The 25,685-nt window shown below is 68.4% G+C and carries 23 protein-coding genes and 2 pseudogenes; 12 read left to right on the top strand and 13 right to left on the bottom strand.

The annotated features are described in order from the left end of the window. The first annotated feature begins 72 nt into the window (after positions 1–72). Genes OG509_RS39995 through OG509_RS39980 form a run of 4 tightly spaced genes read left to right on the top strand, consistent with a single transcriptional unit; the run spans position 73 to position 5,305 of the window. A complete protein-coding gene (locus tag OG509_RS39995; protein WP_406187875.1) occupies positions 73–1,905 on the top strand; it encodes a hypothetical protein in 1,833 nt (610 codons plus the stop codon). After that, positions 1,902–4,040: a hypothetical protein gene (locus OG509_RS39990; protein ID WP_331741634.1), complete on the top strand. Its 2,139-nt coding sequence runs from the start codon at positions 1,902–1,904 to the stop codon at positions 4,038–4,040. Before OG509_RS39995 ends, OG509_RS39990 begins: the two co-directional genes overlap by 4 nt. Further along, positions 4,037–4,546 carry a hypothetical protein gene (locus OG509_RS39985; protein ID WP_331741631.1) on the top strand — a complete coding sequence of 170 codons (510 nt, stop codon included), beginning with the start codon at positions 4,037–4,039 and terminating at the stop codon, positions 4,544–4,546. Before OG509_RS39990 ends, OG509_RS39985 begins: the two co-directional genes overlap by 4 nt. A gap of 45 nt (positions 4,547–4,591) precedes the next feature. Next, complete coding sequence (locus OG509_RS39980) at positions 4,592–5,305, top strand: hypothetical protein (protein WP_331741628.1); 714 nt, start codon at positions 4,592–4,594, stop codon at positions 5,303–5,305. A 60-nt stretch (positions 5,306–5,365) separates the two neighbouring features. On the opposite strand, the pseudogene OG509_RS39975 reads toward OG509_RS39980, so the two are convergent. From OG509_RS39975 to OG509_RS39955, 5 genes and pseudogenes are all read right to left on the bottom strand, one after another. Further along, positions 5,366–5,461 (bottom strand): annotated as a pseudogene (locus OG509_RS39975) (AAA family ATPase); the annotation flags it as partial. Beyond that, positions 5,458–7,089 (bottom strand): IS21 family transposase, encoded by a 1,632-nt coding sequence (gene istA, locus OG509_RS39970; protein ID WP_331742741.1) that lies wholly within the window; start codon positions 7,087–7,089, stop codon positions 5,458–5,460. The gene istA and the pseudogene OG509_RS39975, both read right to left, overlap by 4 nt. Beyond that, positions 7,035–7,457: a hypothetical protein gene (locus OG509_RS39965; RefSeq protein ID WP_406187874.1), complete on the bottom strand. Its 423-nt coding sequence runs from the start codon at positions 7,455–7,457 to the stop codon at positions 7,035–7,037. Before OG509_RS39965 ends, istA begins: the two co-directional genes overlap by 55 nt. A 169-nt stretch (positions 7,458–7,626) precedes the next feature. Continuing rightward, positions 7,627–8,082, bottom strand: coding sequence for a hypothetical protein (locus OG509_RS39960; protein WP_331741625.1), 456 nt, complete (start codon positions 8,080–8,082; stop codon positions 7,627–7,629). Positions 8,083–8,486: 404 nt separating this feature from the next. Continuing rightward, positions 8,487–8,828, bottom strand: a complete 342-nt coding sequence (locus OG509_RS39955) for a hypothetical protein (RefSeq protein ID WP_331741622.1) — start codon at positions 8,826–8,828, stop codon at positions 8,487–8,489. 472 nt (positions 8,829–9,300) lie between these two features. On the opposite strand from OG509_RS39955, the gene OG509_RS39950 reads away from it, so the two are divergent. The 4 genes from OG509_RS39950 (at position 9,301) to OG509_RS39935 (ending at position 12,148) form a co-directional block, all read left to right on the top strand. Further along, positions 9,301–9,765 (top strand): hypothetical protein, encoded by a 465-nt coding sequence (locus tag OG509_RS39950; protein WP_331741619.1) that lies wholly within the window; start codon positions 9,301–9,303, stop codon positions 9,763–9,765. Positions 9,766–9,771: 6 nt separating this feature from the next. Continuing rightward, complete coding sequence (locus tag OG509_RS39945; RefSeq protein WP_331741617.1) at positions 9,772–11,109, top strand: hypothetical protein; 1,338 nt, start codon at positions 9,772–9,774, stop codon at positions 11,107–11,109. Beyond that, positions 11,106–11,456, top strand: coding sequence for a hypothetical protein (locus OG509_RS39940; RefSeq protein WP_331741615.1), 351 nt, complete (start codon positions 11,106–11,108; stop codon positions 11,454–11,456). The genes OG509_RS39945 and OG509_RS39940 overlap by 4 nt, the downstream gene beginning before the upstream one ends. Before the next feature lie 443 nt (positions 11,457–11,899). After that, positions 11,900–12,148, top strand: coding sequence for a hypothetical protein (locus OG509_RS39935; protein WP_406187873.1), 249 nt, complete (start codon positions 11,900–11,902; stop codon positions 12,146–12,148). Between the two features lie 52 nt (positions 12,149–12,200). Here OG509_RS39935 and OG509_RS39930 read toward each other — a convergent pair whose 3' ends face one another. The 4 genes from OG509_RS39930 to OG509_RS39915 all read right to left on the bottom strand — a co-directional run bounded on the left by OG509_RS39930 (position 12,201) and on the right by OG509_RS39915 (position 15,104). Next, a complete protein-coding gene (locus OG509_RS39930) occupies positions 12,201–12,968 on the bottom strand; it encodes a transposase (RefSeq protein ID WP_331741609.1) in 768 nt (255 codons plus the stop codon). A 43-nt stretch (positions 12,969–13,011) separates the two neighbouring features. Beyond that, entirely contained in the window at positions 13,012–13,587 is a 576-nt protein-coding gene (locus OG509_RS39925) for a YidB family protein (protein WP_331741606.1), read from the bottom strand. A gap of 191 nt (positions 13,588–13,778) precedes the next feature. Continuing rightward, positions 13,779–14,402, bottom strand: a complete 624-nt coding sequence (locus OG509_RS39920; RefSeq protein ID WP_331741604.1) for a histidine phosphatase family protein — start codon at positions 14,400–14,402, stop codon at positions 13,779–13,781. 312 nt (positions 14,403–14,714) lie between these two features. Then, positions 14,715–15,104, bottom strand: a complete 390-nt coding sequence (locus OG509_RS39915; protein WP_331741601.1) for a helicase associated domain-containing protein — start codon at positions 15,102–15,104, stop codon at positions 14,715–14,717. 356 nt (positions 15,105–15,460) lie between these two features. Between OG509_RS39915 and OG509_RS39910 the strand changes: the two are divergent. From OG509_RS39910 to OG509_RS39900, 3 genes and pseudogenes are all read left to right on the top strand, one after another. Next, positions 15,461–16,965 (top strand): annotated as a pseudogene (locus OG509_RS39910) (Mu transposase C-terminal domain-containing protein); the annotation flags it as partial. Between the two features lie 92 nt (positions 16,966–17,057). Beyond that, positions 17,058–17,807, top strand: a complete 750-nt coding sequence (locus OG509_RS39905; protein WP_331741595.1) for an ATP-binding protein — start codon at positions 17,058–17,060, stop codon at positions 17,805–17,807. Continuing rightward, positions 17,804–18,910 (top strand): hypothetical protein, encoded by a 1,107-nt coding sequence (locus OG509_RS39900; protein WP_331741590.1) that lies wholly within the window; start codon positions 17,804–17,806, stop codon positions 18,908–18,910. The genes OG509_RS39905 and OG509_RS39900 overlap by 4 nt, the downstream gene beginning before the upstream one ends. 590 nt (positions 18,911–19,500) lie before the next feature. Here OG509_RS39900 and tpg read toward each other — a convergent pair. From tpg to OG509_RS39880, 4 genes are all read right to left on the bottom strand, one after another. Next, positions 19,501–20,058, bottom strand: coding sequence for a telomere-protecting terminal protein Tpg (tpg, locus tag OG509_RS39895; protein WP_406179002.1), 558 nt, complete (start codon positions 20,056–20,058; stop codon positions 19,501–19,503). A 130-nt stretch (positions 20,059–20,188) separates the two neighbouring features. Further along, positions 20,189–21,379: an ATP-binding protein gene (locus OG509_RS39890; protein WP_331741584.1), complete on the bottom strand. Its 1,191-nt coding sequence runs from the start codon at positions 21,377–21,379 to the stop codon at positions 20,189–20,191. A gap of 356 nt (positions 21,380–21,735) precedes the next feature. Further along, on the bottom strand, positions 21,736–24,405 hold the full coding sequence (locus OG509_RS39885; protein WP_331741581.1) for a Helicase associated domain protein: 2,670 nt from the start codon (positions 24,403–24,405) through the stop codon (positions 21,736–21,738). After that, positions 24,402–24,965, bottom strand: a complete 564-nt coding sequence (locus OG509_RS39880) for a hypothetical protein (RefSeq protein ID WP_331741578.1) — start codon at positions 24,963–24,965, stop codon at positions 24,402–24,404. Before OG509_RS39880 ends, OG509_RS39885 begins: the two co-directional genes overlap by 4 nt. 127 nt (positions 24,966–25,092) lie before the next feature. Here OG509_RS39880 and OG509_RS39875 point away from each other — a divergent pair, with 127 nt between their 5' ends. Beyond that, on the top strand, positions 25,093–25,467 hold the full coding sequence (locus tag OG509_RS39875) for an ankyrin repeat domain-containing protein (protein WP_331741575.1): 375 nt from the start codon (positions 25,093–25,095) through the stop codon (positions 25,465–25,467). The last annotated feature ends 218 nt before the right edge of the window (positions 25,468–25,685 follow it).

Genomic DNA, 25,685 nt, shown 5'->3' with positions numbered 1-25,685 from the left:
TCGATGCCGGAGGCTGGCTACGAGCCGCCACAGAGACTCTTCCTCGAGGAGGATCACTGCGTCGTCCGGTTCGTGGCCGAGCAGGACGGCGAGTCCCGGGACTTCGACTTCATGAAGTTCGGGCTGGCCAGGCCCCTGCGGGAGTCCTTCGCCCGGGCCTTCGACGCGCACACTGGCCCGGCAGGACAGATCAAATCCTTGGGGGCCGCCGGAAACTGCTACCGGCAGGTGGGCTACTTCATCGACGTGCTGACCGCCGAACCGAACCCGCCGACGACGCCGGCCGAACTACGGCCGAGGCACGTCGACGCCTTCGCCCTGAAGAAGGCCGACCTGGCCACCGCGGGCATGGTGATCGGCTTGCTGCGGTCGTTGATGGTGAACATGGACGGCCTGACGCCGGAGTTCGCCGCGAAGTGCACCGGCTGGGTGCCCTCGCGCCGCGAACGGCTCGTCTCCCGCGGCAGCTACAGCGCTGCCGAGGAGAAGGCGATCCTCGACGTCGCCCGCGACACGGTCCGCACGGCCGCGAAGCGGATCCGAGCCGGCAGGGAAGTCCTGGACCGATGGCGGACGGGACACATCTCCGAGACGGAAGATCCGGACGGCTATGAGTACGCCACGCTGCTGGACATGGCCGAGCGGACCGGGGAACTGCCCCGGAACGAGAAGGGAAACGGGCTGGCGCCCTGGGCGGTGAGGCACGGCACCGTGGTCTCTCTGACCAGCGCCGTCCATCTGACCCGGGCGGAGGTCTGCGCGATCACGCTGCTGCTGGTGAGGCTGACGGGCGAGAACGGGTCAACGGTCATCATGGCTCCGGCGGCACATCACCGCACCGACGGCGGCGCCGGGCCGGTGGCCACGGCCCAAGTCGACCTGAGCAAGCCCCGCCGCGGCCGCCTCCGCTACATGACAGCCGCCCTCAGCAACCTACCGACCTGGGCCTCCGCCCCGGGCGAGGAAGGCGAACTGTCGGCCCGCGACGAGCTCCACACACCCTTCGGCCTCTACATGCTGGCCTGGGACCTCGCCTTCTCGGCCCGTCGCATCATGGGCAGCGACCGCCTCCTGGCCTACTGGGTTCCCAAGGCCGGCGGGACTGGGGTCGCCAAGGAAACCACCCGCAAACTCCGCCATAAGCCCGGCCGCGGATTCCGCGACCGACTTCCGGACGCGGCCGTCGGCGAGTGGGGAGCTGGCTTCGGACTGTTCGCTGAAGAGATGGGCAAGGACGAGGAGGGCAAGCCAGTTCCCGTCCCGTTGATCGTCGGAGTCGGCCGGATGCGGGTCACCCACCGCGCCAGGGAACAGAAGCCTGTCGCCCACACCAAGCAGACCCTCGCCGACACCTACCTGCGGCGCGACAAGTCCAGCACGCGTGAGTACCAGAAGCTCGTCGCGGACGTTCTGGAGATGGAAGTCATCAAGGCCCAGACCGTGGGCGGAATCCGCCGTCTCTCGGAGGCCGACCTCGCCGACGCGGCCAAGGACCTGGAGAAGACCGCCAAGCGGTTCGGAGTGACGCCGGCGATGATGCGGCTGCTGATCGCCAGGGACGCCGACACCGTCCTTGCCGCCTGCACCGACAACCTCGCCAGCGGTCACAGCCCGCCTGGCGAGCCCTGCAGAGCCTCATTCCTGAAGTGCCTCGACTGCGGATGCGCTCGAGCGATGCCGCATCACCTGCCCGTCCAGATCGCGGCCCGCGACATGATCGCCGAACGGCGAACGCAGATGACGGCCCTTCGCTGGGCCGAGCGCTTCGCGTTTCCCTTTCACCAGCTCGAGGACCTTCTGGACAAGGCGGGCAACGCGGCGGTTGCCAGAGCCCGGACGAAGATCACCGACGCGGACCGGGACCTGGTCCGCCGGCTGCTGGAAGGAGAGCTGGACCAACGATGACATCGCAAGCCTTCGTACGGGTCGCCGTCAAACCGGGCATGCTGCCCGACGCCGATTCTCCCGTTCTGCTGAACCGGGACATCAGGCCGGGCACCAGCCGGGCGGAGATGTCGATCTTCGGCGACGACCGGTGGAATCTGTCCCCGGCGATCTTCGAGAACCACCTCAACGCGGTCAGTCTCAACTTCCAGCTGGTGCCCGAGCGGTTCCGCCACTTCGCCAAGGTCTACATCTGGCTCGAGCTGAACTGCGACGAGGGCCAGGTCATCCTGCGTCGGGCCAGCATCGAGGGCCTCTTGGCCGTCTACACGATGGTCTCCCAGCTGCGGATCGCACGGACGTTCCTGACCTGGCTCGACGAACGCGGCTTCCCGACCGTCTCCGCCGTCACCCCTGAAGACCTCGGCCATTTTCTGGAATCGGTACAGGACGCCGAGATGACCCACGACCACCGCTGCAACGTCTTGCAGGCCGTCCGCCGGATCTGGGCCTTCCGCGACATGCTGCCGCCTGATGGGCGTCTGCCAGAGATGCCTCCATGGGGAGGCAAGGACTCCCGCATCCTGCTGGGCAAGTCCGACCGTCGCGCCGAGAACCGCACGCCGCGGATCCCCGAGGCCACGATGGCGATGACGCTGTTCTGGGCCCTGCGATTCGTCCAGGACTTCGGCGACGACCTGGTGGCCGTCATGGACGAGGCCAGACCGCTGGCCGGACTGCATCCCGGCCGCTTCAGCCAGCGCGGCCGCACCGCCCTGCGGGACCTCCGCACAGGAGGCCGGGGCAGTCTGGCTCCTCACGTCGACGCACTCATCGCAGAGTTCCGTCGCGCGGGACGCCCGCTGCCCGGCCGGATCGGAGCCGACGGCGCTCTCGAGCTGGACTGGCCCTACCTCGGCAAGCTGCTGGACTGCACCAGCAACGGCCTCAAGAACCATGGAGGCCACGACCAGCGATTCCGAGCCTCCGGCCTCCCCATCGCCCTCGGTGACTTCCTCGCAGTCCAGCCCACCGGGCAGCTCGACGGGAAACCGTGGATGGAGCGATTCCGCAACCGGGAGGCCCGCACCCTGACCAGGATGCTCAGCACCGCCTGCTTCATCGTCATCTGCTACCTGACCGGCATGCGGCCCGGTGAGGCTCTCAACCTCCGGCGCGGTTGCGCCAGCCGCAGCAAAGCGACCCAGCTCTGGGAAATCAAAGGCCTGAAGTGGAAGGGCGCCGTCGATGAGAACGGCGCCAAGATCCCCGAAGGCCAGCACCGAGACGATCCCTGGATCGCCGCGGAAGTCGTCGCCCTGGCCGTCAGCGTTCAGGAACGGCTCCACGACGCCGACATGCTCTTCCCGCCCTCGCTGCTGATCCCGAACCAGCGCAAGGGCAAGTCCCGCAGCTTCTCCCCGGTCAACGACGACCTCAACGACTTCGTGGCCTGGGTGAACACCTACTGCAAGGAGAACGGCCGCAACGACGCCATTCCCATCGACAGCCACCGCATCACGGCCCGAAGGTTCCGCCGCACCCTCGCATGGTTCATCTGCCGCCGGCCGCGGGGGCTGGTCGCCGCGGCGATTCAGTACGGGCACCTGCAGGTCCAGATCACCCAGGGTTACGCAGGGACCTACGCATCCGGCTTCCCCGACGACATGGCCTTCGAACGGTGGCTGGCCCGCCTCGACGAGCTCGAAGAAGCCGACCGGCGGCTCAAGAACGACGAGAAGGTCAGCGGGCCGGCCGCCGACGCCTACCGCTCCCGCGTCACCGGCGGCTGCCAGAAGTTCGCCGGCCGAATCCTGCGGACCGGGAAGGAAGCTCGCCACGTCATGGCGAACCCGTCCCTCCAGATCTATCCAGGCAAGGGCATGACCTGCGTCTTCGCCGCCGCGACGGCACTATGCGAGCTCAGCCCCGGGCTCGACGACGCCCGCTACACACCCGACGTCGATGACTGCCGACCGGGCTGCCTCAACATCGTCCGCACCGAGGAGAACATCGACGAGCTCCGGGCTGAAGCGGACCGGCTCAGGGTGACCGTCGACGACGAGGCCAGCCCGCCGATCCGCCTCCGGCGCGAACGCCAACGTCTCACTCACCTCGAGAAGATCATCGACGACCACACCAGGCCCTCCGCATGAACGGCGCCGAACCGGAGCCGCCCGAGGACCTGCAGGTGAGGCTGCGGGCAGCCGCAGACCGGCTTCTCGCCGGCACCCCGCTGCACTCGCAGGGCAAGCTGACCATCCTCGACCTCGCCAGAGAAGCCCAGGTCAAGCGCTGGATCCTCACCCACAAATATCCCATCCGGCTGATGGCGAAGTACCAGGCGGAGTTCAAGGCCGCCCAGCGCGAACCGGAGAAGGAGACCGCGGAGAGGCGTGAGATCGACAAGCTCCGTGAAGCCTTGGCCAAAGTGAGAGAGGAGAAACGCAAGCTGACCGACCTCGTCCAGACCTACGCCATCATGATCGAACAACTCGCCACCGAGCGGTCCCAGGCGCTGACGGAACGAGATGAAGCGATCGCCGACCGTGATGCCGCGTTCGGCGTTACGGCCCTGCCCACGCAGCCCAGGGACACAAGGGACAGAAACGCGAGCAAGACGATGAGGAAATACGATCCTTGGCCCGGACCGTCTGAGTGACAATCCAGCAGGACAAGACGGAGCGAGCGAGAAGAGCCCTGCCGAATGGACATGCAAGAGGCTGTCGACAACTTCGCCGCTGCGATGATCCACTGCGACAACCTCATATCTGTCCACCGCGCTGCCGGCGGTGGAGGCCGAGGCCGCAGAACTACCGTGACCTCGGTTAACCGAGGAACGATCGTCCTGGCTGTTGCCGCTTGGCAGGCGTTCATCCAGGACACGGCCATGGCGCTTCGCGACGAGGCCATGGCCGAACTGGCAGGCTTACCGCAAGCACGTCTTACGAGCCTGGCTATGGCCCACTGGAACACCGACTTCAAAGCGGCCTTGGAGAAGTTCTCCACTCCAGGCCATGGACAGACGCAGAGCCTGCTCCTGCGGATGGGCTTCGACCCTTGTCCCAGTTGGACCTGGACTCAGAACGGCGGCCGCGGGAACACGTCCGTCGTTGTTGAGCCCAAGCACGTCGCCAAGGTGATCACTCAGTGGCTGCGAGTCCGCAACGACGTCGCCCACGGGCACACGACCATTCACTCGCTGGCTGTCCTGACGGCCGTCCGCGATCCGAACTCGTCAGACAAGGCGAAGAAGGCCCCGACGCTGCGGCTAACCGATGCGATCGACTGCGTCGCGTTCTTCCGGTCGATCGTCCGTCTTACGGCTGATGCCGCGGCACTCCATCTCGGGCGACCTTCCCCGGCCTGGGATGAAGTCCCCCCGCTCGCTCTCGGTCTGCACGTTTCCCACCTAGGCTAACTTGCCTGACCTGACCCGCTCAGAGAGGCAGCAGCAACACGTGCAGACCGGCTAGAGAACGTTTCTGATCGAGGGGAGCCGCAGCAGGCGGCAGGCGGTGTCGATGGCCGTGTTGGCGGCCTGCTCGGTCAGTCCTCGCTGGCGGGGCAGGGTCACTGTGCTTCTCCCTCGCGGTGTTCACCGCCGCTGGCGCGACGGCGTCGGAGCAGTTGGTCGTAGTGGGTCACCGAGGGCAGCGGTCTGGTGTCCGGGGGAAGATGGGTGAGCCGCCACTCGTGCAGAAACGTCACGGTCGCCTCGCCAGCGGTGCTGACAGTCGGACGGGGGCCGGCTGGTTCGTCCTCGGCCTGGGCGACTTTGCGGGCCTCGAGGGCGACCGCGTCGGCGGTCAGGGCTCCGGCCCGCAGAGCCATCGCGAGACCGGCGACAAGGTGCTCGTGGGAGACGTGGCGGGCCAGCAGCAGGACCTCGGTCAGGGCCCTGGTGCCGGCGGTGTCGCCGTGGGCCCTGACCGCGGCGGCCCACCAGGCGTCATGGACCGGGGTGAACTTGCCGGCGGAGCGAGCCTGTTCGAGCGCGGTGGCGCCGGGGAAAGCACCCGGCTTGCGGATCAAGGCCTCGAGGTAGTGGTCCAGATCCAGGCGGCAGCCGCCTTTCGCGATCAGCCGCTCGTGCCGGGCCACTTCCGCGTTCCTGTCGTAAACCACCAGGTGAGAGGCGTGGAGCACGACTCGGACCCGCTTGCCGATCAGTCGGACCGGCACCGAGTAGCGGTTCGTGCGGACCGCGATCTGGCTGTAACGGTCGACCCGCGGAGTGAACAGCCGGCCCGTCTCGAAAGGCTCCTCCGGAAGCGGCATCAGCAGTGACCGCTCGTTCTCGAAGTACTCGTCGATGGTCCGCGGCCGCGAACCGATCCGGCGCCGCCCGTCGTGCAGGTCCCACTGGTCGACGAGTTCGTTCAGCTCGGCCAGCGAGTCGACCTCGGGCACCGGGGTGAAGTGGTTGCGGCGGAAGTAGCCGATCTGCCCCTCCACTCCGCCCTTCTCGTGGGCGCCTTCGATGCCGGGTCGGCAGTAGAAGCTCTCGATCCCGAAGTGCGACCTGAAGGCGATCCACCGGTCGGCCTCCACCCTGGCCCGGCTGAGCCCCAGCACCCGTGCGACGGCGGCCTTCAGGTTGTCGTAACGGACCTTGCTCCGCGGGACGCCGCCCAGCGTCCGCAGCGCGTGGACGTGCCCTTCGAAGATGGCCTCCTGGCCGCAGGACGCGAAGACACGGTGGACCGCCTTGCCCGAGTAGGACAGGCGGAACGAGAACAAATAGCAGGTCACAAGCTCGCCGGCGAGCCGGATCGTGACGTCGCCGAAGTCCACCTCGGCTTCCATTCCGGGCTGGTGGGTCTGCGGCACGAACGCCTCGACCGGAGCCTTCCCCGACTCCACGAGGATCTGCGGTTTCCGGTCGGAGACGTAGCGCCGGACCATCTGGTAGGAGACGTCCGCGTCGTGTTCCTCGACCAGGCGGTGGAAGATCCGCGTGATCGTGTGCCGCTGTTTGCGCGGCGCGTCCAGATCCGCCTGGAGCATCCCGTCGATCACGGACTTGTACGGATCCAGGGCGGTCGGCCGGGGCGGCAACTGCTTCCTCGGCTCGGGCCAGACCGAGTCGACGGCCTTGCGAACTGTCCGCCACGACACGTTGTACTTGCGCTCGATCTCCCGGATCTTCATGCCACTGCGGTGGTCGCGTCGGATCGCCGCGTACAGCTCGACCTTCGACATCTGCGGCATGACCAGGCCCTTTCACCAGGAGCATCTCGATATCGCCCGTCGGTGATGAACGCGCAGAACATCTCCAGAGAGCCCTGTTGTCCTCGCACCGTGGACCAGGCGAGTTCACCGCGGGAGAGCCGCACCGAGAAGTACGCCTCGACGTCCTCGGGCGTCCAGTCCCACGGATACGTGCCTGTGAACTCGGTGAAGCGACGTACCAGGCTCAGCCGGTCCACGATCGTCTTCGTCGTTAGAAGTCGGCTCCGCTGTTGGTCCTGCCACCCGCGCAGCATGGCGTCGAACATGGCGGGCTCCGGGTCCAGAGCACGGACGTTGCCTGCGCGGACCAGCCGGATCGCACCCGGCACGTCTGCCACACCCACCCCACACCTCCGACGGTTGCACCGAATGCAACATCGTGGCGTCGGATACTCCACCCCAGGTCCAGAACCCCACACCCTCACCTGGACGAGTGACACCCCCGTTCTCGGGCCGCACCGCGCCGCCTGCGAAAGCGGCGGAACGATGCGTCCAGCCCAACTCCGCCTACTTAGAGTCGTAGACCTCGGCCAGCGGGACGAAGTGGTCGGCGTGCAGGCGTGCAGGCGTGCAGGCGTGCAGGCGTGCGGCGTCGGTGACGACGACGTCGTGCGCGGAGCGCCAGTTGCCGCCGGTCAGCTTGCAGCCTGCCGCGACCTGCGGCGGCGTCACGGCTTCGGTGAGGATGACTTCCTTACGGGTGTCACAGTCGTCCCCGGAGTTGAGGCCCCTGTTCCAGTGCTTGTACGGGTCCCGTGTGTAACCCTCGCGGTGCTCGGCGGCGACTGGCAGCTGGTCGATTGCATCGAACAGGGGCAGGGGAGCGCGGCCTCCGGCCGGCCCGGCCGCCTTGGCGACGTGGGTCGGTGCGGGGGCGGAGTGCGAGGCGGGGGCCGCGGAGAAGAGGGGCAGGACGGTGAGGGTGAGGGAGGGCAGGCCGCGCAGCACGAGGTTCTTGATCACGAACGCCGCTGTAACGGGTCTGCCGCGAGCGCCACCCGGCCCGTCGCAGCCAACTCACCCGTCTGGATGGCGGGATTCACCGAAGAAACGCGCCTGCTCCGTCAGCCTCCTCAGGGTCGAGGCACCCACCCTCGCCCGGACCCCTGCTGACGTCCGCGTACACGAAGAACTGGACCTCGTCCTCGCCGGGCGTACGCCGCAGCCGGCAAGGGCCGCTCGACAGGAATAGGTCCGAGACCCGCTGGGCGGCTTGGACGGTGGCCTTCTCGTGGCCACGGTTTCGATGGTGATCATGTTCTCCTGGCTCATACCCCGGGAACCCGTGCGGCGGCCGACTGGTGTCGCGTGCCCGGTAGGTCCACCCCAATGAGTGCCGTACATTGCGGCCGTGTTCGCGGCTCCCTTCATCGGTACTCGTCGAGCGGTTCCGCCGCGTACGTGCCGTCGGCGAGGATCGCGTCGGTCAGCTCGAACCGCCGGTGGCGCTCGCCCGCTGGTCCTTTCCGGGTGAGGATGGTTCCGGCAGGGCGGCTGCTGGCGGTCTGGACTGCGTTGCCGTCCGGTGCCCGTGTACCGATCAAGGTGTATATGCGGGCAGCCCTGGTTGCCGAGGCATCTGTGCCCGGCCGAGTGCCGCGCTGGCCACCGCGGCGCCTGCGGGCCCGGGCGGCGAGGCCGAGAACTCCCACCACGGCGAGACTCCCCGTGAGCTCCGCGATCGAGCCCGTGATCACATCGTTCAGCATGTCGGTGCGTTCTCTTTCCTCTCCGCCGGCTGCCCGGGCACGTACGCTCCACCACCCGAGTGGGAGGACGGTCGCGTACGTATGACTCGAAGACGCCCCGAAAGCCGGGCTCTTCCACCTGATGCCCCATTGAGCCAGACCTCGAATTTCCCGCTCCGCGACACTTCGCGGGGTTCTAAAGTGCGTGTGTGACCCGCGTCGCCCCTGTCACCTGGGAGTGGGGCCACTGATGGGACCTTCACGCCTACTTTGGGCCCGCGGTCGGGCAGGCGTTGCAGCGGGCCCAACTCGCGGGCATCGACTACCTCACGGCTGCCTGCCTCCGGGCAGATCCGGGGAGCGGGAACCGCGCCATGTGCTGCAGTTACCTCCGAATTCCCCATAAAACGCGATCATCGCCGGCCGGGCTGTGTGAAGATGGAATCGAACGACTATGCGTGTTCGTAGTTGGCGGTACAGGGGGTCTGAAGCAGTGTCATTCGCCGAAGAGTGGGCCGGCCTCAAGGCGGCCGCGCTCGCTCGCAGCCAGGACCCCGACTCCGCACAGATGAGGCTGAACCATGCTCCTGCAGGTGACGGTGGCCATCCCGGCGCACCGGGCGCCCGCGGCGACGGGTACTCGGTGAACGCCGCCTCCATCAACGGGAACGCCCACCTCCTGATGGAGATCGCCGGCCTCCTCCACGAGGGCCGGATGGACGGCGAGAACGCGACGATGTGCCGCGCTCCGCGCGCACATGCGGACGTGGCGTCCGGCGTCGACACCTTCGCCCGGTTCGCCAAGGACCAGTACAACGACATGGTCGTCCTCCTTGCCGCGCTGTCCACCAAGCTGAAGTCCTCGAGCAGTGCCTACACCCATGTCGATCATGGTGTCCAACAGCAGATGAACTCGATGCTCGACTGCGGGAGCTTCATCGCTCCCGAGAACAGGTGAGCGACCATGGCCTACCGCGCAGAGGTTGCGTTCCTCGAGGACGCCAACCCGGCCCTCATCGACCGCAATGCCGCCGAGTTCAGGCGCCTCCACGTGCTGATTGAGTCGACCGGTGACGCCTTCCGCAAGGCAACCAAGGTCGAGTGGGAGAGCGAGGCCCGCGATCTCTACGTCAAGCGGCTCGCGGAGAGCAAGAGCCTCGCCGAAGCCCTCTCGGGAGCCTTCCGCACGGCGGCGTCGGCCCTCGCCCGTTACAGCGACGCAGTCACGACGGCCAAGGCGCACTACAAGAACGGCAAGACCACGGAGGGACTGCTCTCCTCGGTCATGTCCCGGGAAGCCCAAGCGATCACTTCGACAGCGCGAGCAGCGGAACCCTTGCGGCAGTGGGAGGATCTGCGCGGCACCACTGGCGTGCTGGATTTCTTCGCCGAACTGACGGTCGATGTGGACGCGATCCGGGAGGAGGCGGAGCGCTACTACAGCCAGACCAAAAACCACTTCGGCGATGCCCTCCGCGTCGAGTCCGAGGCCCGTGAGACCTGCACCGCCGACATCAGGGCGGCGTACAGGCAGATCCCGGAGTTCAAGGGGACGATTCCCGACCCGGAACAGTTCCTCAGGAATCTCGGACCGCTTCAGAGCGAAGCGCGGGAGGCACAGGCCAACCCGAACGTCCAGTTGCCGGGCGCAGGCCCCAAGGTTGACTCGATACCTACGCTGCGTTCGGATGTCGTGGTCTCCGAAGCGCTGATGCGCATCGCGAGCCGGGTCGACGGACTCCCGGAGGGGCAGGGCAACAACTACTGGCTGTGGTCCAGCTCCGACGACGGCCGCCGCGAGTACATCTCGGCGAACAGGGATCTGATCAAGGCAGCTGCAAGCGACTCGGGACTTCCGCCCGAGATGGTCGCAGGCATTGCCTGGCAGGAGGTGGAGGGCGACCCCGGCTGGCTCGACGAAGCAGCCTACGAGGGCCGCAAGATCCTGCCGGGCAGCGAGGACCCCGATCAGACCTCGATGGGGCCCATGGCCATCCAGGTCCGGCGCGCTGCCGAGGTGCTCGGGTACGACCCGCACAACCTCACCGACCTTCAGCGGGACCAGGTGGTGTCCGCGATCAAGGACCCTGCGAAGAACATCTTCATCGCCTCCGAGTACCTGGCGCAGCTCAAGGCCGAGAGCGGCTTCGCGGACGTGCCGCCGGAGCAGATGACGCGTGCCCAGATGCAGGAGATCGCCGCCCGCTACAACGGCGGCCCGTACTACGAGAGCGACGCCGCCCAGGCGTATGGTCGTGGCTTCGACCGGAAAGTGGACCAGGCGAAGGAGGCCTTGAGGTGAGCGGGAGCGCGGAACCGGCGGCCGACGTGCATCGCGGGCGCCCGCTGCGGACGGCGAGCCGGGTCGGTACGGCCGTGTGCGCCGTCGTCCTTGTCGTCGGGCATGTGGTGACGGGCTATGTCCTGCTCACCGCGTACATGGTCGAGCCAGACGGCCCCTGGGACAGCCAGGCCGTCAGCAACACCGAGTTCGCGGCCGGCCTCGGACTCGCCTTCTCCATCGCGGCGGCCTTGCTCACATGGGTCTTCGTGAAGGCCGAATGGCTGCGCCGCTGGTGGTACGCCATCCCTGCCGGCCTGGCCCTGGCCGCCCTGCTGCGCCTGACGGTCCTCACGCCTCAGCTATGACCGTGGGCCCGGGGGGCCACGGTCGTGGTCACCCCGGCAGATCGCCACGGCTGATCAGGATCGCGCGGTGCACGACTGCGACCTGGGGTGTGCCAGGCCCCTTCACCTCGATCCAGGTGCCAAGTTCGGGCAACCAGAAGAGAGCGTGGCATCCAGGCGGGGCAGGCCTGTACACCGTCGGCCATTGCCGTAGCCGATGGCCCTCCGAGAGCTCGGGCAGCGCGCTGCGGCCGATCACGCGGACCACTGGATCAACGCGGCAAAGGCCGTGTCCACCATGTCGAGGGGTCCGGCGGCGCATCCGACCACTGTGGCGCACCCGGGCCACCGGGCTCCCACGGCACGCCCTGCGCCGCCCGTCTCGAAGCGATCGACCGCAGTACTCCTGTCGGATCTGCCGGTTCGCCTGCGGCCTACCGCTGCGCGTCACCAGAATCGGCGCCATGCTCGACTGGATCCCCGCATGGGGGAGTGCCGCACTGATCTTGATGGCGACGACCATCTTCACCGGCCGCTACATCTCGCCACTGCTGGAGGTCCGTAACCGGCGCTTCCAAACGAAGATGCAGGCGCAGGAGAAGATCACGACCAACGCCCTGTCCATCCTGACCGCCGTGATCAGGCTGAGGGAGGTGCAGATTCCCGACGGCGTCACCGACACCCTCCGAGCCGCCCTAAGGTTTGTCCCGTAAATGATCTTTGAGTCGCCTTGGGCAGGGGTCAGTCGCGGTGTGATCCGCTGGCCTATCCGGCGAGGGCGAGGTTGTGCAGGCGGGCGATGCCGAGCATGGCGTGGTGGACGCCGTCGCCTTTGAGGCGGCAGTCGCGGAGGATCTTCCAGGTCTTCATGCGGGCGAAGACGTGCTCGGCACGGGCGCGGATCTGCTTGTGGGACTTGTTGTGCGCCTGCTTCCAGTCGGGCAGGTCTTCGCCTTTGCGGCGGCGGTGCGGCATGACGAGTCCGGTGCCGGGGTAGCCGCCGTCGGCGATCGTGAGTGTTCTGCCGACGGCGGCTTTGGCGCCGGATTCCTCCCAGGCCTTGCAGTCGTTGCGGTTTCCGGCGAGCGGCCGGCCGACCACGACGACCAGGCGGGTGTCGGCGTCGATGACGATCTGGTGGTTGGTGGAGTATCGGTAGTTCTTGGACTGCTCGGCCACGGAGTGGTCGCGGGTGGGCACCAGGGTGCCGTCCACGATCAGCACGGTGTCCTTGGCGAACCGCTTGCGGGGCTGCAGGGCGAGCATCGGCCCGAGGTGGTCGATGATGCGGTCGGCGGCCGACTTCGAGACCCCGAACAGCGGAGCGAGCTGGCGCATCGTCAAGTTCGTGCGCCAGTACGCCGCCACCAGCAGAGCACGGTCCTCCAGAGGAAGGCTCCACGGCCGGCCCTTGCGGACCGCGTCCGCACCCTCGCGCCGCAGCACGGTCACCAGCTTCCCGAAACAGCGCGGGCTCAGCCCGGTGAACGGGGCTATCCAAGACGGCTCCGACGCCGTGATCACACCAGCCACACCAAGATCATCTCACCTGTGACCAGCAGTTACGGGACAAGCCTTAGGGGCGGGGCACGGCGTCGAAGATCACGGTCATGTCGGCCGTGTAGAGCCCGTTTTGGGTGTCGAGCGGGCGTGCGGGCGTGATCGTCATGTCGGCTTGGGTTCCGGGAGTGGACGTCGCGTCGTCCACGACCTCTTGAGGGGTTGCGGTCAGCGTCACGCCATTGGACTTGGTGGCCAGTGCGATGGCGTCGGTCCCGTTGTAGAGAGAGGCGGGTCCTCCTTCGATGTAGGCGTGGATGCTGCCTGCCGTTCGGGCCTGGATGGCGACGGCTTCGTCCTGGGTGCGGGCCAATTCGACGCGGCCGTTGGGGGAGGCGGTGTCGATGAGGCCGGGGAGATCGGCGGCGAGACTTGCGGCGAGGTCGCCGGGCTCGCGGCCGAGGGATTCGGCGGCCTGGGCGAGCCGGTCCTCCCCGATGGCCCGGGTGATCTGTTCGGCGGTCACGGGCTCGTTGGGGCCGGAGCTGATCCAGGACCGCAGCTGCGGTTCCAGACCGGCGTCTGAGAGGCCCTTCACCGAGATCGACACGGTTGTCGGCGTCGCCACGCCGTCGTTCACAGGATCGGTCATGCGGGGATCTTTCCCGCCCACGCAAGATCAAACGCAAGGTGGATCTGACCTCCGCAAGGTCCACTGCTACGAGACAGCCCCAGCAGGCCCGGGTGCTGTCGAGAGATTTGACGGCGCCTGGCCTGTGGGTCAGCCAGGCGTCGTCACTGGATCTTCGTCTGGTGACTGCCTGCGATGGGGGATCACTGTTCTCAGATGTGGAGGTCGGGCGGGAAGCCGGTCCACCGCAGGTCGGCGGGGAGGTGGCCGGTGTCGTTGAAGAGGAGAACGGACGGGGGCCGGCCGGGCGCGTAGCGGATGACGGTGAGCGCGGCGTTGGCGTGGTTGATGCCCATCCAGCGCCACTTCGGCGCGTCAAGGGCGGCCCGGAGAAGCCAGCCGATGAGGAAGTTGTGCGTGACGACGAGCTCGTGGAGCGGCTCATCGCCGGCGACGGGTCCTGTGAACAGCGCGAGAGCCTCCTGGGCCAGGCCGGGGCCCTGTTCACGTTCCTCGGCCGGGAACTGGGCCAGGTGACCGAGCATCGCGTCGGCCGATCCTGACGGCAGCTCCTCGCGCTGCGGCATGTAGGGAATGTAGTCGCCGGCCAGTCCGGAACACTGCAGGGGAACATCGTCGAGCTGCTCGCAGACCAGCTGCGCCGTCTGCTCCGCGCGCGCGAGCGGGCCATGGTGGATCGCCGCGAGAGGGGCCCCGCGGAGCCGCTCCCCGAGCAGGACGGCCTGACGGCGGCCGTTGTCCGTCAGCGCGCTCTCGTCCGATGAGGCCTCACCGTGCCGCGCGAGGTACAGGTAGCGGGCAGCTGTTGCCGACATGGGCGGGTCCTCCGTCAGGTTCATGATCTTGCCAACGTCTGGATGGACGTTGACATGCGCCACGTGGTTCCGCAGCCGACGGACTCAGACTGGCGCTGCCCCGCAGATGGCGTAGGTCTCACGGAAGAACGGCCAGAACCGAAACTCGTGAATATTTCGGCCAGGCTGCGACTCCCGAACCGATGTCGAAGTGCTGCCCGTCCTCGTGAACAAAGCCATGACCATCACGTCCGCCTTCGGTGAGCCGTCACAGCGACCGCTCGCCGAAGGCGGGCCGGAACGTTCGGACCGCAGGGGCGCCCAAGGCCAGGGCTACTGCGCCCACGGGACTCCGAGGGCGGCGAGGGCGGTGAGCTGGTCGGTGTCGAGTCGGTCGCGGCGTTGTTTCTGGTTGGCGATCCATACCCCGGTCCGATGTTCCGACCCGTCGGGCAGCAGTTCGGTGTGTGTTCGGCCGGGCAGGTCGCCACCTTCACGTTCCTGGTACTGCGTGAGGGCCTGGATGCCTTTCTGGAACGCCTCGGCGCCCCGCCCGGACATGGACGTCGCACCCGCCGTCGCGGCCGCCGTACGGGCCCGTACGGCCCGTGCTGGCTTCACGCCGAGCTCGGTCAGGCGGCGCTGCTGCTCCTCGTTCAGCCGGCGGAAGTCGCGGCGCTGGGTGGCGAGCCAGCGGCCGATGTCCTCCCCGTGCCATGTCACCCCCGCGACCACGGCCGTGAGGCGCGCGCCGCCGTCCAGGAGGGCTTTCAGTGCGATCTCTCGGTTTAGGGACAGTGGTGTGAGAGACAGTGGCCTCTTGGGGTGTTGGTGCTGGTCAAGGCTTGCTCTGAGATCGGGTGTCACTGTCTTTGATGTGAGAGATCGGTGGGGGATCGCTGTCCTTGGGCTTTATCGTCCCAGGGGTGACGCTGTCTCAGTTTCGTGAGTTCTGATCTATCGGCTGGCCGGGGGCCGGTTGTGTGGGGCGGGTGGACGAGGAAGTACAGCTCCCGGTCGCCGGGGGTTCGGGTGGAGCGTTGCCTGCGGTGTCGGTTCGGGCGTTGCGGGGGCCGGCGGTGCGCCAGCTGTTGGCTTTGCGCCGGGAGGGGAAGCTGACCACCCAGCATGTGCGGACGGTGGGTGAGACGTTCGGGGTGCGGGAGCGGGCGGTGTGGCGGTGGTTGGCCGCAGTGGAGGAAGACGACTCTGTGGTGCTGGGGGAGCAGGCCCGGTACTACGGCAGGTTCATGGTTACCCCGGAGGTCCGGGCTCTGCTCGGTCTGTGGAGGGGGAACGTCGCCGCTGTCCATCGTGAGCTGACGGCTCGCGCGGACCGGGGCGAGGGGGATCCGCCGCCGTCGGTTCAGACGTTGCATCGTGCGATCCGGCGGGATCTGTCCGCGGGGGAGCGGGCGGGGCTTGCTGGTGGTGAGCGTGAGGCCAGGAAGCATGATGTGTTTCTGACGCGGCCGCGTGGGTGGCGGAATCAGGTGTGGGAGGCCGATCACGTCCAGGCCCCGGTCCTGGTCGAGGTCGAGGGCACGGTCCGTCGTCCGTGGGTGACGTGGTTCGTGGACTGCGCGACGAACACGGTGATGGGGGTGGCGGTGACGCCCGGGTGTCCGTCGCGGGAGTCGGTGCTGGCCGCGCTCCGCGCTGCGGTGTTGCGCGAGGAGCCGTTCGGGCCGCAGGGCGGACTTCCGGAGAAGGTCCGGGTGGACCGGGGCAGGGACTTCTTGTCGAGGACGGTCGCGGCGGCGTTCGGGGCGCTGGTGGTCGAGGTGGAGGACCTGCCCGCCTACACCCCGCACCTGAAGGGCACGGTCGAGGGCCTGAACCGAGCTGTGGAGGTGATGTTCCTGGCCGCGTTGCCCGGCTACGTGCGCCAACCGCGCCCGGGCCGGCGGCGGGCCCGGCCCAAGGACGAGCTGCTGCTCGGGTTCGAGGACTTCACCGCCCGGCTGCTGCGCTGGGTGGAGTGGTGGAACACCGTGCCGCCCAGCCGGGCCCGCTGGGCGGGAAGACCCCGCTCCAGGCCTGGGAGGCGGATCCGATTCCGGTACGGGAGTTCAGTCCGGAGGAGTTGTGGACGTTCACGCTGGAGGATGACGGACGGATCCGGGTGGTCTCCACCCGTGGTGTCCGGTTCCGTCGGCGGGACTATGTGGGGCCGTGGATGACGGGCCTGGCTGGTACGGGGGTGAGGGTGCGGTTCATGCCGCACCACGATCACCGGATCGAGGTCTTCGACGCCGCGACCGGTCGCTACCTGGGACCTGCGACCGTCGCGGACGAGGCGAGCCCGGAGCAGATCACCCAGGTCCGCACCGCGCGGGCCGCGCGTGGCCGGCGGCTGCGCAAGGACCTCGCCGCGGCCCAGCGCGAGCGCTACGCCGCCGCGACCCGGCCGGGGAAGCCTGAGCGGCTGGACGCCGTGGGCGCGGTCGAAGCTGCTGCCGAGTTGGCGGTGGCTGACCGGGGGGATCTGTCGAGGCTGGCGCTGCCGGACCTGATCCCGCCGGCCGCGCCTCCGTCTGACTGGCGTACCCCGGCTTCCCTCGCGGCCCGTACCCGGCCGCAGACGTCACCCGCGCCGGATGACGACGGGCCCGGCGGCGGACCGGAGGCGGGTGTCACCGGTGGCGGGGATGGTGCTGCGGGCGGTGGTGTGCGGTGACCGCGCCCACCTACCAGTACGTGAATCTGCCCGAGGCTTCCATCGTGACCACAAGGGCGCTGTTGACTGCGCGGGAGAACATCGCGGACACGGTCGCCGCGCGGGCGATGATGTGCATCCACGGCAACGCCGGCTTCGGGAAGACGCTGGCGGTCAACACGTGCCTGCACGAGCTGGAGGACACCCGGGGCGAGGAGGTCTGCCGGGTCACCTTCCGGGCCCGTCCCACCGCCCGCGCGGTCCGCTACGAACTGTTCGAGACGCTCCGCCTGCCCGGTGAGCCTCCCCGCCACCCCAGCGAGTTCGACCGCCTGCTGAAGACCGCCCTGTCCGAGAGGCCGCGCACGTTCCTCGTGGACGAGGCACAGTGGCTCAACGGGGAGGCGTTCGAGTATTTCCGCTACTTGTGGGACGAGCCCGTCACCCAGATCGCGATCGTCTTCGTCGGCGGCGCCGGCGCGCACACGGTCCTGCGCCGCGAGCCGATGCTCTCCTCCCGGATCTTCATCTGGCAGCAGTTCACCCGCCTCACCCCCGAAGAGGTCCTCGACGTCGTCCCGCTCTTCCACCCCGTCTGGGAGGACGCAGACCTGGCCGACATCACCTTCGCCGACGAACAGGCCGCCCATGGCAACTTCCGCGCCTGGGCGCAGCTGACCGCCCACGTGCGGACCGCTATGGAGCGCATGGACCGCCCGCGCCCGGACCGCGACCTGCTTCGCTGGGCCTTCAGCCGCCTCGCATGAACCCACCCACCACCGCGCCGGGTCTGGCGATCGTCCTCGACTGTGGGGACGACGCCGCCTTCACGCACAGCGCCCTCGCCGCCCACCACCCCGCGGCCGGGCGGATCACCCTCCACCCCGGCCCCGGCACGACGAGCGATACCGCCCTGGCCCACGACCTGCTCCTGGCCCTGGGCAAACCCGTACACATCCCGGGCCGGTTCCCCCATGGCCGCCCACCGCTGTGGGAGGCGGCCGCCGCGTGGACGACCGCACTGGCCGTGACCCGCCTGACCGTCCTGCGCGCCCACCTCCTCGACGCACGCCGTCTCCAGCGCATCCTCACCCTGTGGCGGCAGACCGCAATCCACCTCGCCCTCGTCGTCCACCGTCGCCGCCTGACCGCCGTCCTGGACCGCGCTCTCGCCGAGCTGCCCCATACCCGCACCACCACCCTGGCCGAAGCCCGCGCCCTCTACGGCAACGACCCCGCACCCCCAACCGACGCCCGGCCTGTTGCCGCGGACGCCGTCAGGCCCGGCGTGGAGCCGGGACGCTGGCTCACGCTGTCTCCCCTGGACCGGCTCGTCTCCTACGACAGCCCCAGCCCGTGCACGGGCCCCTGCAGTCCCGACCTGATCGACTGGAAACACCGGCTCGCCCCCACCCCCCTCACCCCCGCCCAAGCCGAGGAAGCCGCCCGCCGGATCCACACCGTGACCGCCCACCCACAGCTGGCTGCAGCCCTGGCCGCCACCCTGTTCACCGGAGCCTCCTTCCAGCAGCTGGCCACCGCCCGAAGCGACGACTTCCACGACGCACCAGCCCTGCTCGCACTCCACGACCAGGCCCGTTTCACCGACGGCTGCGCCACTCACCCCGTCCCGCCCTGGGCCATCGTCTTCCTGCGCGCCGCCACCCGCTACGCACACCTGACCCAGGCCACTTACCTGCTGGCCGGCCCCGGGGAGCGCCCGGCCGTCCTGCGTCTGGCCGAGGCTGCCGGGCTGCGCCCGCCTCAGCCACCCGGCGCCGAACGTGCGGCCCGGAAGGACGCCGTGGTGTGGGACTGGCGCGAAGCACAAGAAGCCCACGGCTACTACCCGCTCACGGCCACCCGCTGACTGTGCCGAGGCTCGATAGCCGTCACCGTCGGCACCAGATAGCCTGCGAAGGAAGCAGGTCGAAGCAGTCTGACTGTCACCAGAGAGGCGATGCAGTTGTCACACGTGGGCGATAACTGGGTCGTACGGGCACCGGCGCACAGCGTGACTCGCGAGGACCTCAGCGCCATGCTTCGGGAACAGACCGCGGCATGCGGACCTGCCCGTGATGCCTTGATGGCCGGGGGTGCCTTCGTCGTATGGGACGGTCTGGTCCCTGCCATCCGGCACGCGGGGGTGTTCGGGCTTCGAATCCGCTCAGCTGCTCGGCGCGGCCACACGATCGAGGGTCTTGCCGCCTCGGTCGACATCCTGCGGCAGGCTGGGGAAGAGCTTGTCCGTACCGGTGTCATTGACTCTGCGGACAGGTCGTCCGTGTTCACGATCTTTCTGAACTCGTCGGTGACAGAAGTCCTGGCCTGCGCAGGCGGGCGCCGGCCCAACCCGCTGCCATCGCCAGCAGACGTCCCCGAGTGACAACACACCGGCCTTAGTGTCAACTCTCGTGCTTCGGCTCACTGACGACCTGCCGCAGACCCGGCCTCTACACGTCACTGAAGGGCGAACTCGATGAAGTCGATGTCATCGAGGGTTACGTGGAGACCGTGGGCACGGTGACCGGCCTCGCGGAAGTAGAGGTGTCCCAGCGCACGGCCGAGGATCAGCTTGTGCTGCTCCTCGCTGACACCTGCGTCCAAGGCGGCGAAGATCTGCTGTGTCACCGCCCCGTTCAGACGCCCGGTGACACGCCGCAACTGCGGATCGTCCGAGCTGCCGCCACCGGCTTTGAACCCGAACCGGGCCCGGGTATGGACGACTACACCACCGGCCTCCGCCGCGGCCCGCCGGCGCGCACGGATCAGCGGCTGCCAGCGGGCCCGCACGAGTTCCGCGGTCTTCTGCTCGTGGCCGGGGTTCGGGCGTCCTTGGCTTACCGGCTTGGGGGTCACCCAGCGCTGGACGGTCCGCTGGGACACGCCCGGGACAGCGGCGACCTGCCGGGTGGAGCCCCGCTCCCACCGCAGCAACGCCTTCAGCTGATCCGCCGTCGTCACCGGTACCGGCCGCGTGTACAGGAGCCGCTCCAGCCCATCACCTATCGCCCGCACGACCCCACCAGCCCCTTCGGCACAGCATCCCGAGTCCCAGCGGGTCCACCATTCCCCCGATCGGGTGGCGGCGGGCTTGTATCCGGCATAGCACTGACGCCGGGCTCTCCCTTGCGCTAAAGAGCCTCCGTCACCACTTCCCGCGTCCGGTAGAGGCATTGACGATGTGGCGGATGATGGCTGCGGCTTCGTTCGGGTTGCGGTCCAGCCAGTCGGCGAGGTGTTGGCGGATGACCTCTTGGACGTAGGTGTCCGCTTCGGGATTGCTGAGCCTGGTTCTGGTGGATCCCTCGAAGACGGGATGGGCGAGCTTTACGGACACGACCGCGGTCAGGCCCTCGTGGACGGCCTCGGCCGTGAGGTCCTCGTCCTCTGCGGATATCTGCCGTTGACGGCGCGCGTGCTCGTTGACGACAGACGTGAGCGCGGTACGGAAGCCCACTTCGTGGGCGCCGCCTTCATGAGTGCGGGTGCTGTTCGCGAAGGAGCGGAACTCTCCCGGGGACCAGGTGTTCCACTGCATGGCGACCTGGACGAAGATCGTCTGCTCCTCGTTCTCCGACGTGAAGCCGATGGCGGGGGAGTGGACGAGACTCGAGGGGTAGGGGTTGAGGTGGGCGACGTAGGCGCGAAGGCCGTCAAGGTGGTGGTGGCGGACCGGTCGCTCCGGACGCTCGTCGGTGAGTGATATGGCCAGGCCCCCGTTGAGGAAGGCCAGTTCCTGGAGGCGCTGCGACAGCGTGGCGAACGACCACAAGGTGGTCTCGAAGATGTCGGCGTCTGGCAGGAACACAATCGCGGTGCCGTGTCCGCTGCTCTCTTCGTGCCTCGTCAAGGCACTGATCGGGATGCCCTTCTCGTACTCCTGGGTCCAACGGTGGCCGTCCCGGTGGACCTCGACCGTGAGACGGCTCGACAGTGCGTTGACCACGCACAGGCCCAGGCCGTTGATGCCGCCGGACACCCAGTAGCCGGTGCGGGGCTTGGGAACGAAGGACAGCTCCGTCAGCTGGCGTTCGACGGCGGACTTGCCGGTGGACTCCCGTACCTCGACGGGCAGGCCGCGCCCGTTGTCCGTGACGCGAATGCCGCCGTCTGCGGTGATCGTGACGTCGATGGCGTCGGCGTGGTCGGCCAGGTGCTCGTCGACGGCGTACGAGACGACCTCGTAGACCATCTGGTGCAGGCCGCGCTCGCCGGTCGAGCCGATGTACATGCCGGGCCGCCTGCGTACCGCCTCGAGGCCCTCGAGTACCTGGATGTGACTGGCGTCGTACTCGTTCACGTTTACGGGCTGACTGGGGTTGCCGGATTCGGTCATGAAGCACCCTCCCTGGGACGTCCTGAGCATGGTGAGCGCAGGTCACCAAAGCGCGGACAACACCGCTTTTACGCTGTCGCCCGTGCACGTCTATCCTAGGTATCCGGAGGAAAACGTGCAGGTCAGAGCGCATGTGCTGAGGTCGCAGGTGGCTGCGTCCACGACTTTGCCGACAGCATCGTTCTGGAGTGCCGCCACCGGGAGCAGGGCAACACGAAGACCCCGCCACAGGCGTGCAGGGGGCGTTCTAGGCTGGAGCCGGGGGGTCTTTCCTCGCGAATTCCCGGCAGCGTGTGACTCGCCTGCCCTGGAGAGACCACGTCGAGAGGTCGGCCCCTGGAGCTCTGCCACAACCGCTACCGCGCCCAGTCCAGGCCCAGCTGCGCGAGGGCGGCGAGTTGGTCGGCGGTGAGTTTGTCGCGTCGGGTTTTGGTGTTGGTGATCCATACGCCGAGCTTCACGGTCACCGGTTCCGCCTCGCCCTGGACGGCGATCTCCTCGCCGTGGGCACGGGGCACCGGCCGGTGGGCGCCTTCCCGCTCGATCCACTGCGCGAGGGCTGCCAGGCCCCGTTGGAACGCCTGCTGCGCCTTGCTCGGCCCCTTCGACGTGCGGCTGGCCGCCGGGGCCGGAGGCGGCGCCTGGGCGGGTTCTACGCCCAGTGCGATCAGCCGCTCCTGCTGCTCGGGCAGGAGCCGCGCCCAGGTGGCCGGCTGCTTCTGCTGCTGAAGCCACCGGCCGATGTCGTCGCCGTCCATGAGCACGCCGGGCGCGATGTCGGGCAGCTGTCCGTCGGCGTCGACCAAGTCGGCCAGGACGCGGTGGTGGCGCTGCCAGTCCAGTGGCCAGGGGCAGTTCCAGTCCTTGTCGACCGCGGCGAGCTGCGCGCCCCGGGTCGCCGCGGTGTCCTCGTCCTTCCCGAGCCCGCTCTTGACTCCCTTGCGCCGGAGGTTGGCCATGTACTGGCCGATGGGAACCATCTCGTCGTCCTCGCCCCACACCGCGTCCTGCCGAGGCGCCAGGTGCCCTGTGGCTCGCCGGTAGGACCGGAGCACGGCGAGCTTGGCCTCCCAGGCCTCCTCACCGGGCTCCCAGACCATCCCCGCCTCCGGCGCGTCCAGCAGCTTCTTGCGCCGGTCTTCGAGTTCCCCGGTGCGCAGGGCCTTGCGCTGCTGGTGCACCCACCGCCCCAGCGGGAACGCCTTGGTGACGCCGACCTCGACCTCGACGTCGTACGGGACGGCGTGCAGGCCGACGATCTCGTTCTCGGCCCGCCATCGGATCAGTGCCTGGTAGCCCTCCAGCCACACCAGCGACTCGGGCCGGTAGACGCGGGTGCGCAGGAACGCGGCGATCGTGGCGGCGTCCCGGGGCGAGGAGAAGTGCAGCAGCGCCGACTCGGCCGCCGCGTCGGTGCCGTCCTCCTGGTCCTCGCCGTCACCTTCGCCGCCGGCCCCGATGCCCCGCCCGTCCTCGTCGCGCCGGACGTGCAGCTTGCGCTTCCCGCTCGTGAGGGCGCTGGAGGCGAGCTGCTCGACGAGGCGGTCGTCATGACAGCGCAGGCCCTGGAGGACCGCTACAAGAGGGCGGAAGCTCGCGGAGGCCACCATGTCGGTCGGGTCCTCGTTCGGCTCCAGGAAGACGGGCACGATGATCCGCGCGACCTTGGTGGAGCCGTCCTTATTGAGCCGCAGGGCCCGGCCGATGTTCTGGACGATCTCGACTTGCGAGCCGCGGGTGTCGGCGAAGCAGATCGCTTCGACGCCGCGCTCGCCGGTGATGTCGACGCCCTCCCCCAGGACACGGACGGATGCGAGGAACGCGCGGTGTACGCGCCGGTTGTTCGCGTCGATGCCGTTGGCGAACTGCCGCAGGACCTCGCGGCGCTCGGTGACGAGGTGGTCGCCGCACAGCCACGCCGACCAGACCCGGTCCGGCGGTACGTGGCGGCCTGCGTCCAGCTCGTAGAACTCCGCGTCGATCGATGACTTCGGCAGCTGCTCCGCGGCCGCCAGGTCGGTGTCGGAGGCGTCGGTGACGTACAGCTCGGCTGCCGTCTGCGGCAGCTTGTCCGCGAACGCGGCCGCCTCCTCCACCTTCTGGTGGAACGTCATGACGGTGCGCAGGTTGTAGGCCGCGGCGTGCTCCAGGAGTGCGGCCTGCAGGAGCGCCAGGCGCCGGCCCCGCCGTGCCTCCTCGGACTCGCCGAGGACGGGGGAGGGGTCGCGGATCTCCAGGACGTCGATTTCGAATCCGGCGAGGATCCCCCGCTCGATCGCCTCCGACAGGCCCAGCTCAGCCAGCCAGGCGCCGTACGTTCCGTCTGGGTCATCGGCCATGCTCGCGATCTCCGCCTCCTGCCCGGCCGCGCCCTTCTGAGGCGCGGCCGCGGCCAGGATGCGCGGCGTCGCGGTCAAGTACAGCCGGAAGTCTGCAGGGATCCGGGTGTTGTCGTGGATGGCGGCCCAGGGGCGTCCGAGGTCGCCGGCGGTTCCGTGGGCCTCGTCGACGATGGCGAGGTCGAAGCCCGTCATCTGCTGCCCGTACAGCCTCTCTCCACCTGCCAGGGCGGCCTCCAGCGGCCCGCGGACTTTCCGCTGTCCCTTAGGTGCGTCGATGTCCTCGCGGTCCACCAGGGAGGCGTACGTGGCGAACACGACCACCGGTCCGGCCCCGGCCCACAGGGCGAGCTGGATGGGGTTGGTGGTGGTGCGGACCCCGAGTTTGTTCAGCACCGGGTCGTTCTCCAGCGAGCACACCGAGACCATCGGGGCCCGGTGGCCGACCAGGCGCCATGCCTGGGCGGTTTGGGCGAGCAGGTCCAAGGTGGGGACCGTGACGAGGATCCGGCCGCCGGGGAAGCACTCCATCGCGCTCGCGGCGGCCGTGATCGTCTTGCCCGAGCCGGTCGCTGACACGATGGTGCCCCGGGCCCCCTGTGGGGGCACAGATGACCTTGCAGGGAATCCCACCCACTGGCGGAAACTCGACTTCTGGTCGACCTGGTGTTCGCGGAGCTGGATCAAAGGAATTCTCCCGGTGTGGGAAGGACCTGTTCGATGGAAGTGATCCGGTATTCGGCGTCCTGGTATGTGCTGCCGGGCCAGCTGAACATGGCCTGGGCGTATTCGACCGCCGCACCGCCTGAGGCGGCGAAGACGTGCCGGACCAGAGGCTGTTCACCTGCCGAAGCGGCAGTGGGTCGGGCTGTGATCCGGTAGACGCGGTGGCGCAGCACCTCGACCGGCAGGCCGCCACCGGACTGTTCGGCCCAGGCCGCCTCTGTAGCCATACGCTGTACTCGCTGTTCTTCCCGGCGGGCCACTCGCCGGTCCTGGTCTGGGGAGTACACGGACATCTGCTGCTCCGCCATGACCTCTACGATGCGAGCCCATTCGATGCGCTGGCACGAGGCAATGTCCAGCGCGGTCGGCTTGCGTGGCTCCTGGGGTCCGGCGAGTGCGCGTTCCTCGCGGTCGCAGGCAGCCTGCCACTGTTCCTTCACCTCGCCCAGGACGAGTCCGTGGGCCTGTCTGACCACAGAGATCCGCGCCAATTCATCCGGATAGTATTCGTAGACAGGCATCCGCGAAACCTCACTCGATGCACCTGGAGAGTGTGGTGCTATTTCTCCAATGGTACATGCTGCATCATGCTATGGCCGGCGTCCGAGCACATGACTGACGAGCAGCGGGAAGCGAAGGAGGACGTCAGTGGTCGAGAATCCTTGGACGCCCGCCCATCAGGCGGTCGAGTCCAGCGACTATGCCGAGCTGACCCGCCTCCTCGATGAAGGCGCGGACGTCAACGAGGTGTGCTGGGGGATGACCCTGCTGGAGCATGCCATTGACCTGGAGGGTGACTCGGCACTCCAGTCGGGGACCCCCATCGATAGTCGGCTCACGGCGATACTGCTGGCCTACGGGGCCGATCCGAGACCGCAACCCCCGGGGCGGATGAGCGCGGTGGACCTGGCCGACTTCTACGGTCACGACATCGCCCACCGCCTGATAGACCGGATCACCTCAGCTGCTGCCAGCCGCCCGCGAAGCGGGCTGTGGTCCTGGAGGCGAAGCCGGAAGGACTGAACAGGCGGGAGCGAAGCGGACGCCCAACGGGCCGAAGGCCCCGACCCCGTGAAACGGGGTCACCTAGGCCCGCGCGGCGGGCCGTTCGGGACGGAGCGAAGCGGAGACCCGAACCGTCCGGGCGAAGCGCAGGACTCCGGCCCGATGGGCCGGCACTGGCCAGCGAAGCCGGGCCCGCTGAGCGCAGCGAAGCGGTTCCCTTCCCAAGCGCGCAGCGC

It is taken from the genome of Streptomyces sp. NBC_01006, from assembly GCF_045162725.1.
Lineage (GTDB): Bacteria > Actinomycetota > Actinomycetes > Streptomycetales > Streptomycetaceae > Streptomyces.
The sequence above is the reverse complement of the archived record's forward strand: the minus strand, read 5'-3'. Positions and strand labels throughout refer to the sequence as shown.

What these genes read in the sequence shown, in the direction of transcription:
- OG509_RS39990 (WP_331741634.1), top strand. Translation starts at nt 1,902, where the DNA reads ATGACATCGCAAGCCTTCGTACGGGTCGCCGTCAAACCGGGCATGCTG.
- OG509_RS39985 (WP_331741631.1), top strand. Translation starts at nt 4,037, where the DNA reads ATGAACGGCGCCGAACCGGAGCCGCCCGAGGACCTGCAGGTGAGGCTG.
- OG509_RS39980 (WP_331741628.1), top strand. Translation starts at nt 4,592, where the DNA reads ATGGACATGCAAGAGGCTGTCGACAACTTCGCCGCTGCGATGATCCAC.
- istA (WP_331742741.1), bottom strand. Translation starts at nt 7,089, where the DNA reads ATGTCGAAGGTCGAGCTGTACGCGGCGATCCGACGCGACCACCGCAGT.
- OG509_RS39955 (WP_331741622.1), bottom strand. Translation starts at nt 8,828, where the DNA reads ATGCTGAACGATGTGATCACGGGCTCGATCGCGGAGCTCACGGGGAGT.
- OG509_RS39945 (WP_331741617.1), top strand. Translation starts at nt 9,772, where the DNA reads ATGGCCTACCGCGCAGAGGTTGCGTTCCTCGAGGACGCCAACCCGGCC.
- OG509_RS39935 (WP_406187873.1), top strand. Translation starts at nt 11,900, where the DNA reads ATGCTCGACTGGATCCCCGCATGGGGGAGTGCCGCACTGATCTTGATG.
- OG509_RS39925 (WP_331741606.1), bottom strand. Translation starts at nt 13,587, where the DNA reads ATGACCGATCCTGTGAACGACGGCGTGGCGACGCCGACAACCGTGTCG.
- OG509_RS39920 (WP_331741604.1), bottom strand. Translation starts at nt 14,402, where the DNA reads ATGTCGGCAACAGCTGCCCGCTACCTGTACCTCGCGCGGCACGGTGAG.
- OG509_RS39900 (WP_331741590.1), top strand. Translation starts at nt 17,804, where the DNA reads ATGAACCCACCCACCACCGCGCCGGGTCTGGCGATCGTCCTCGACTGT.
- OG509_RS39890 (WP_331741584.1), bottom strand. Translation starts at nt 21,379, where the DNA reads ATGACCGAATCCGGCAACCCCAGTCAGCCCGTAAACGTGAACGAGTAC.
- OG509_RS39880 (WP_331741578.1), bottom strand. Translation starts at nt 24,965, where the DNA reads ATGCCTGTCTACGAATACTATCCGGATGAATTGGCGCGGATCTCTGTG.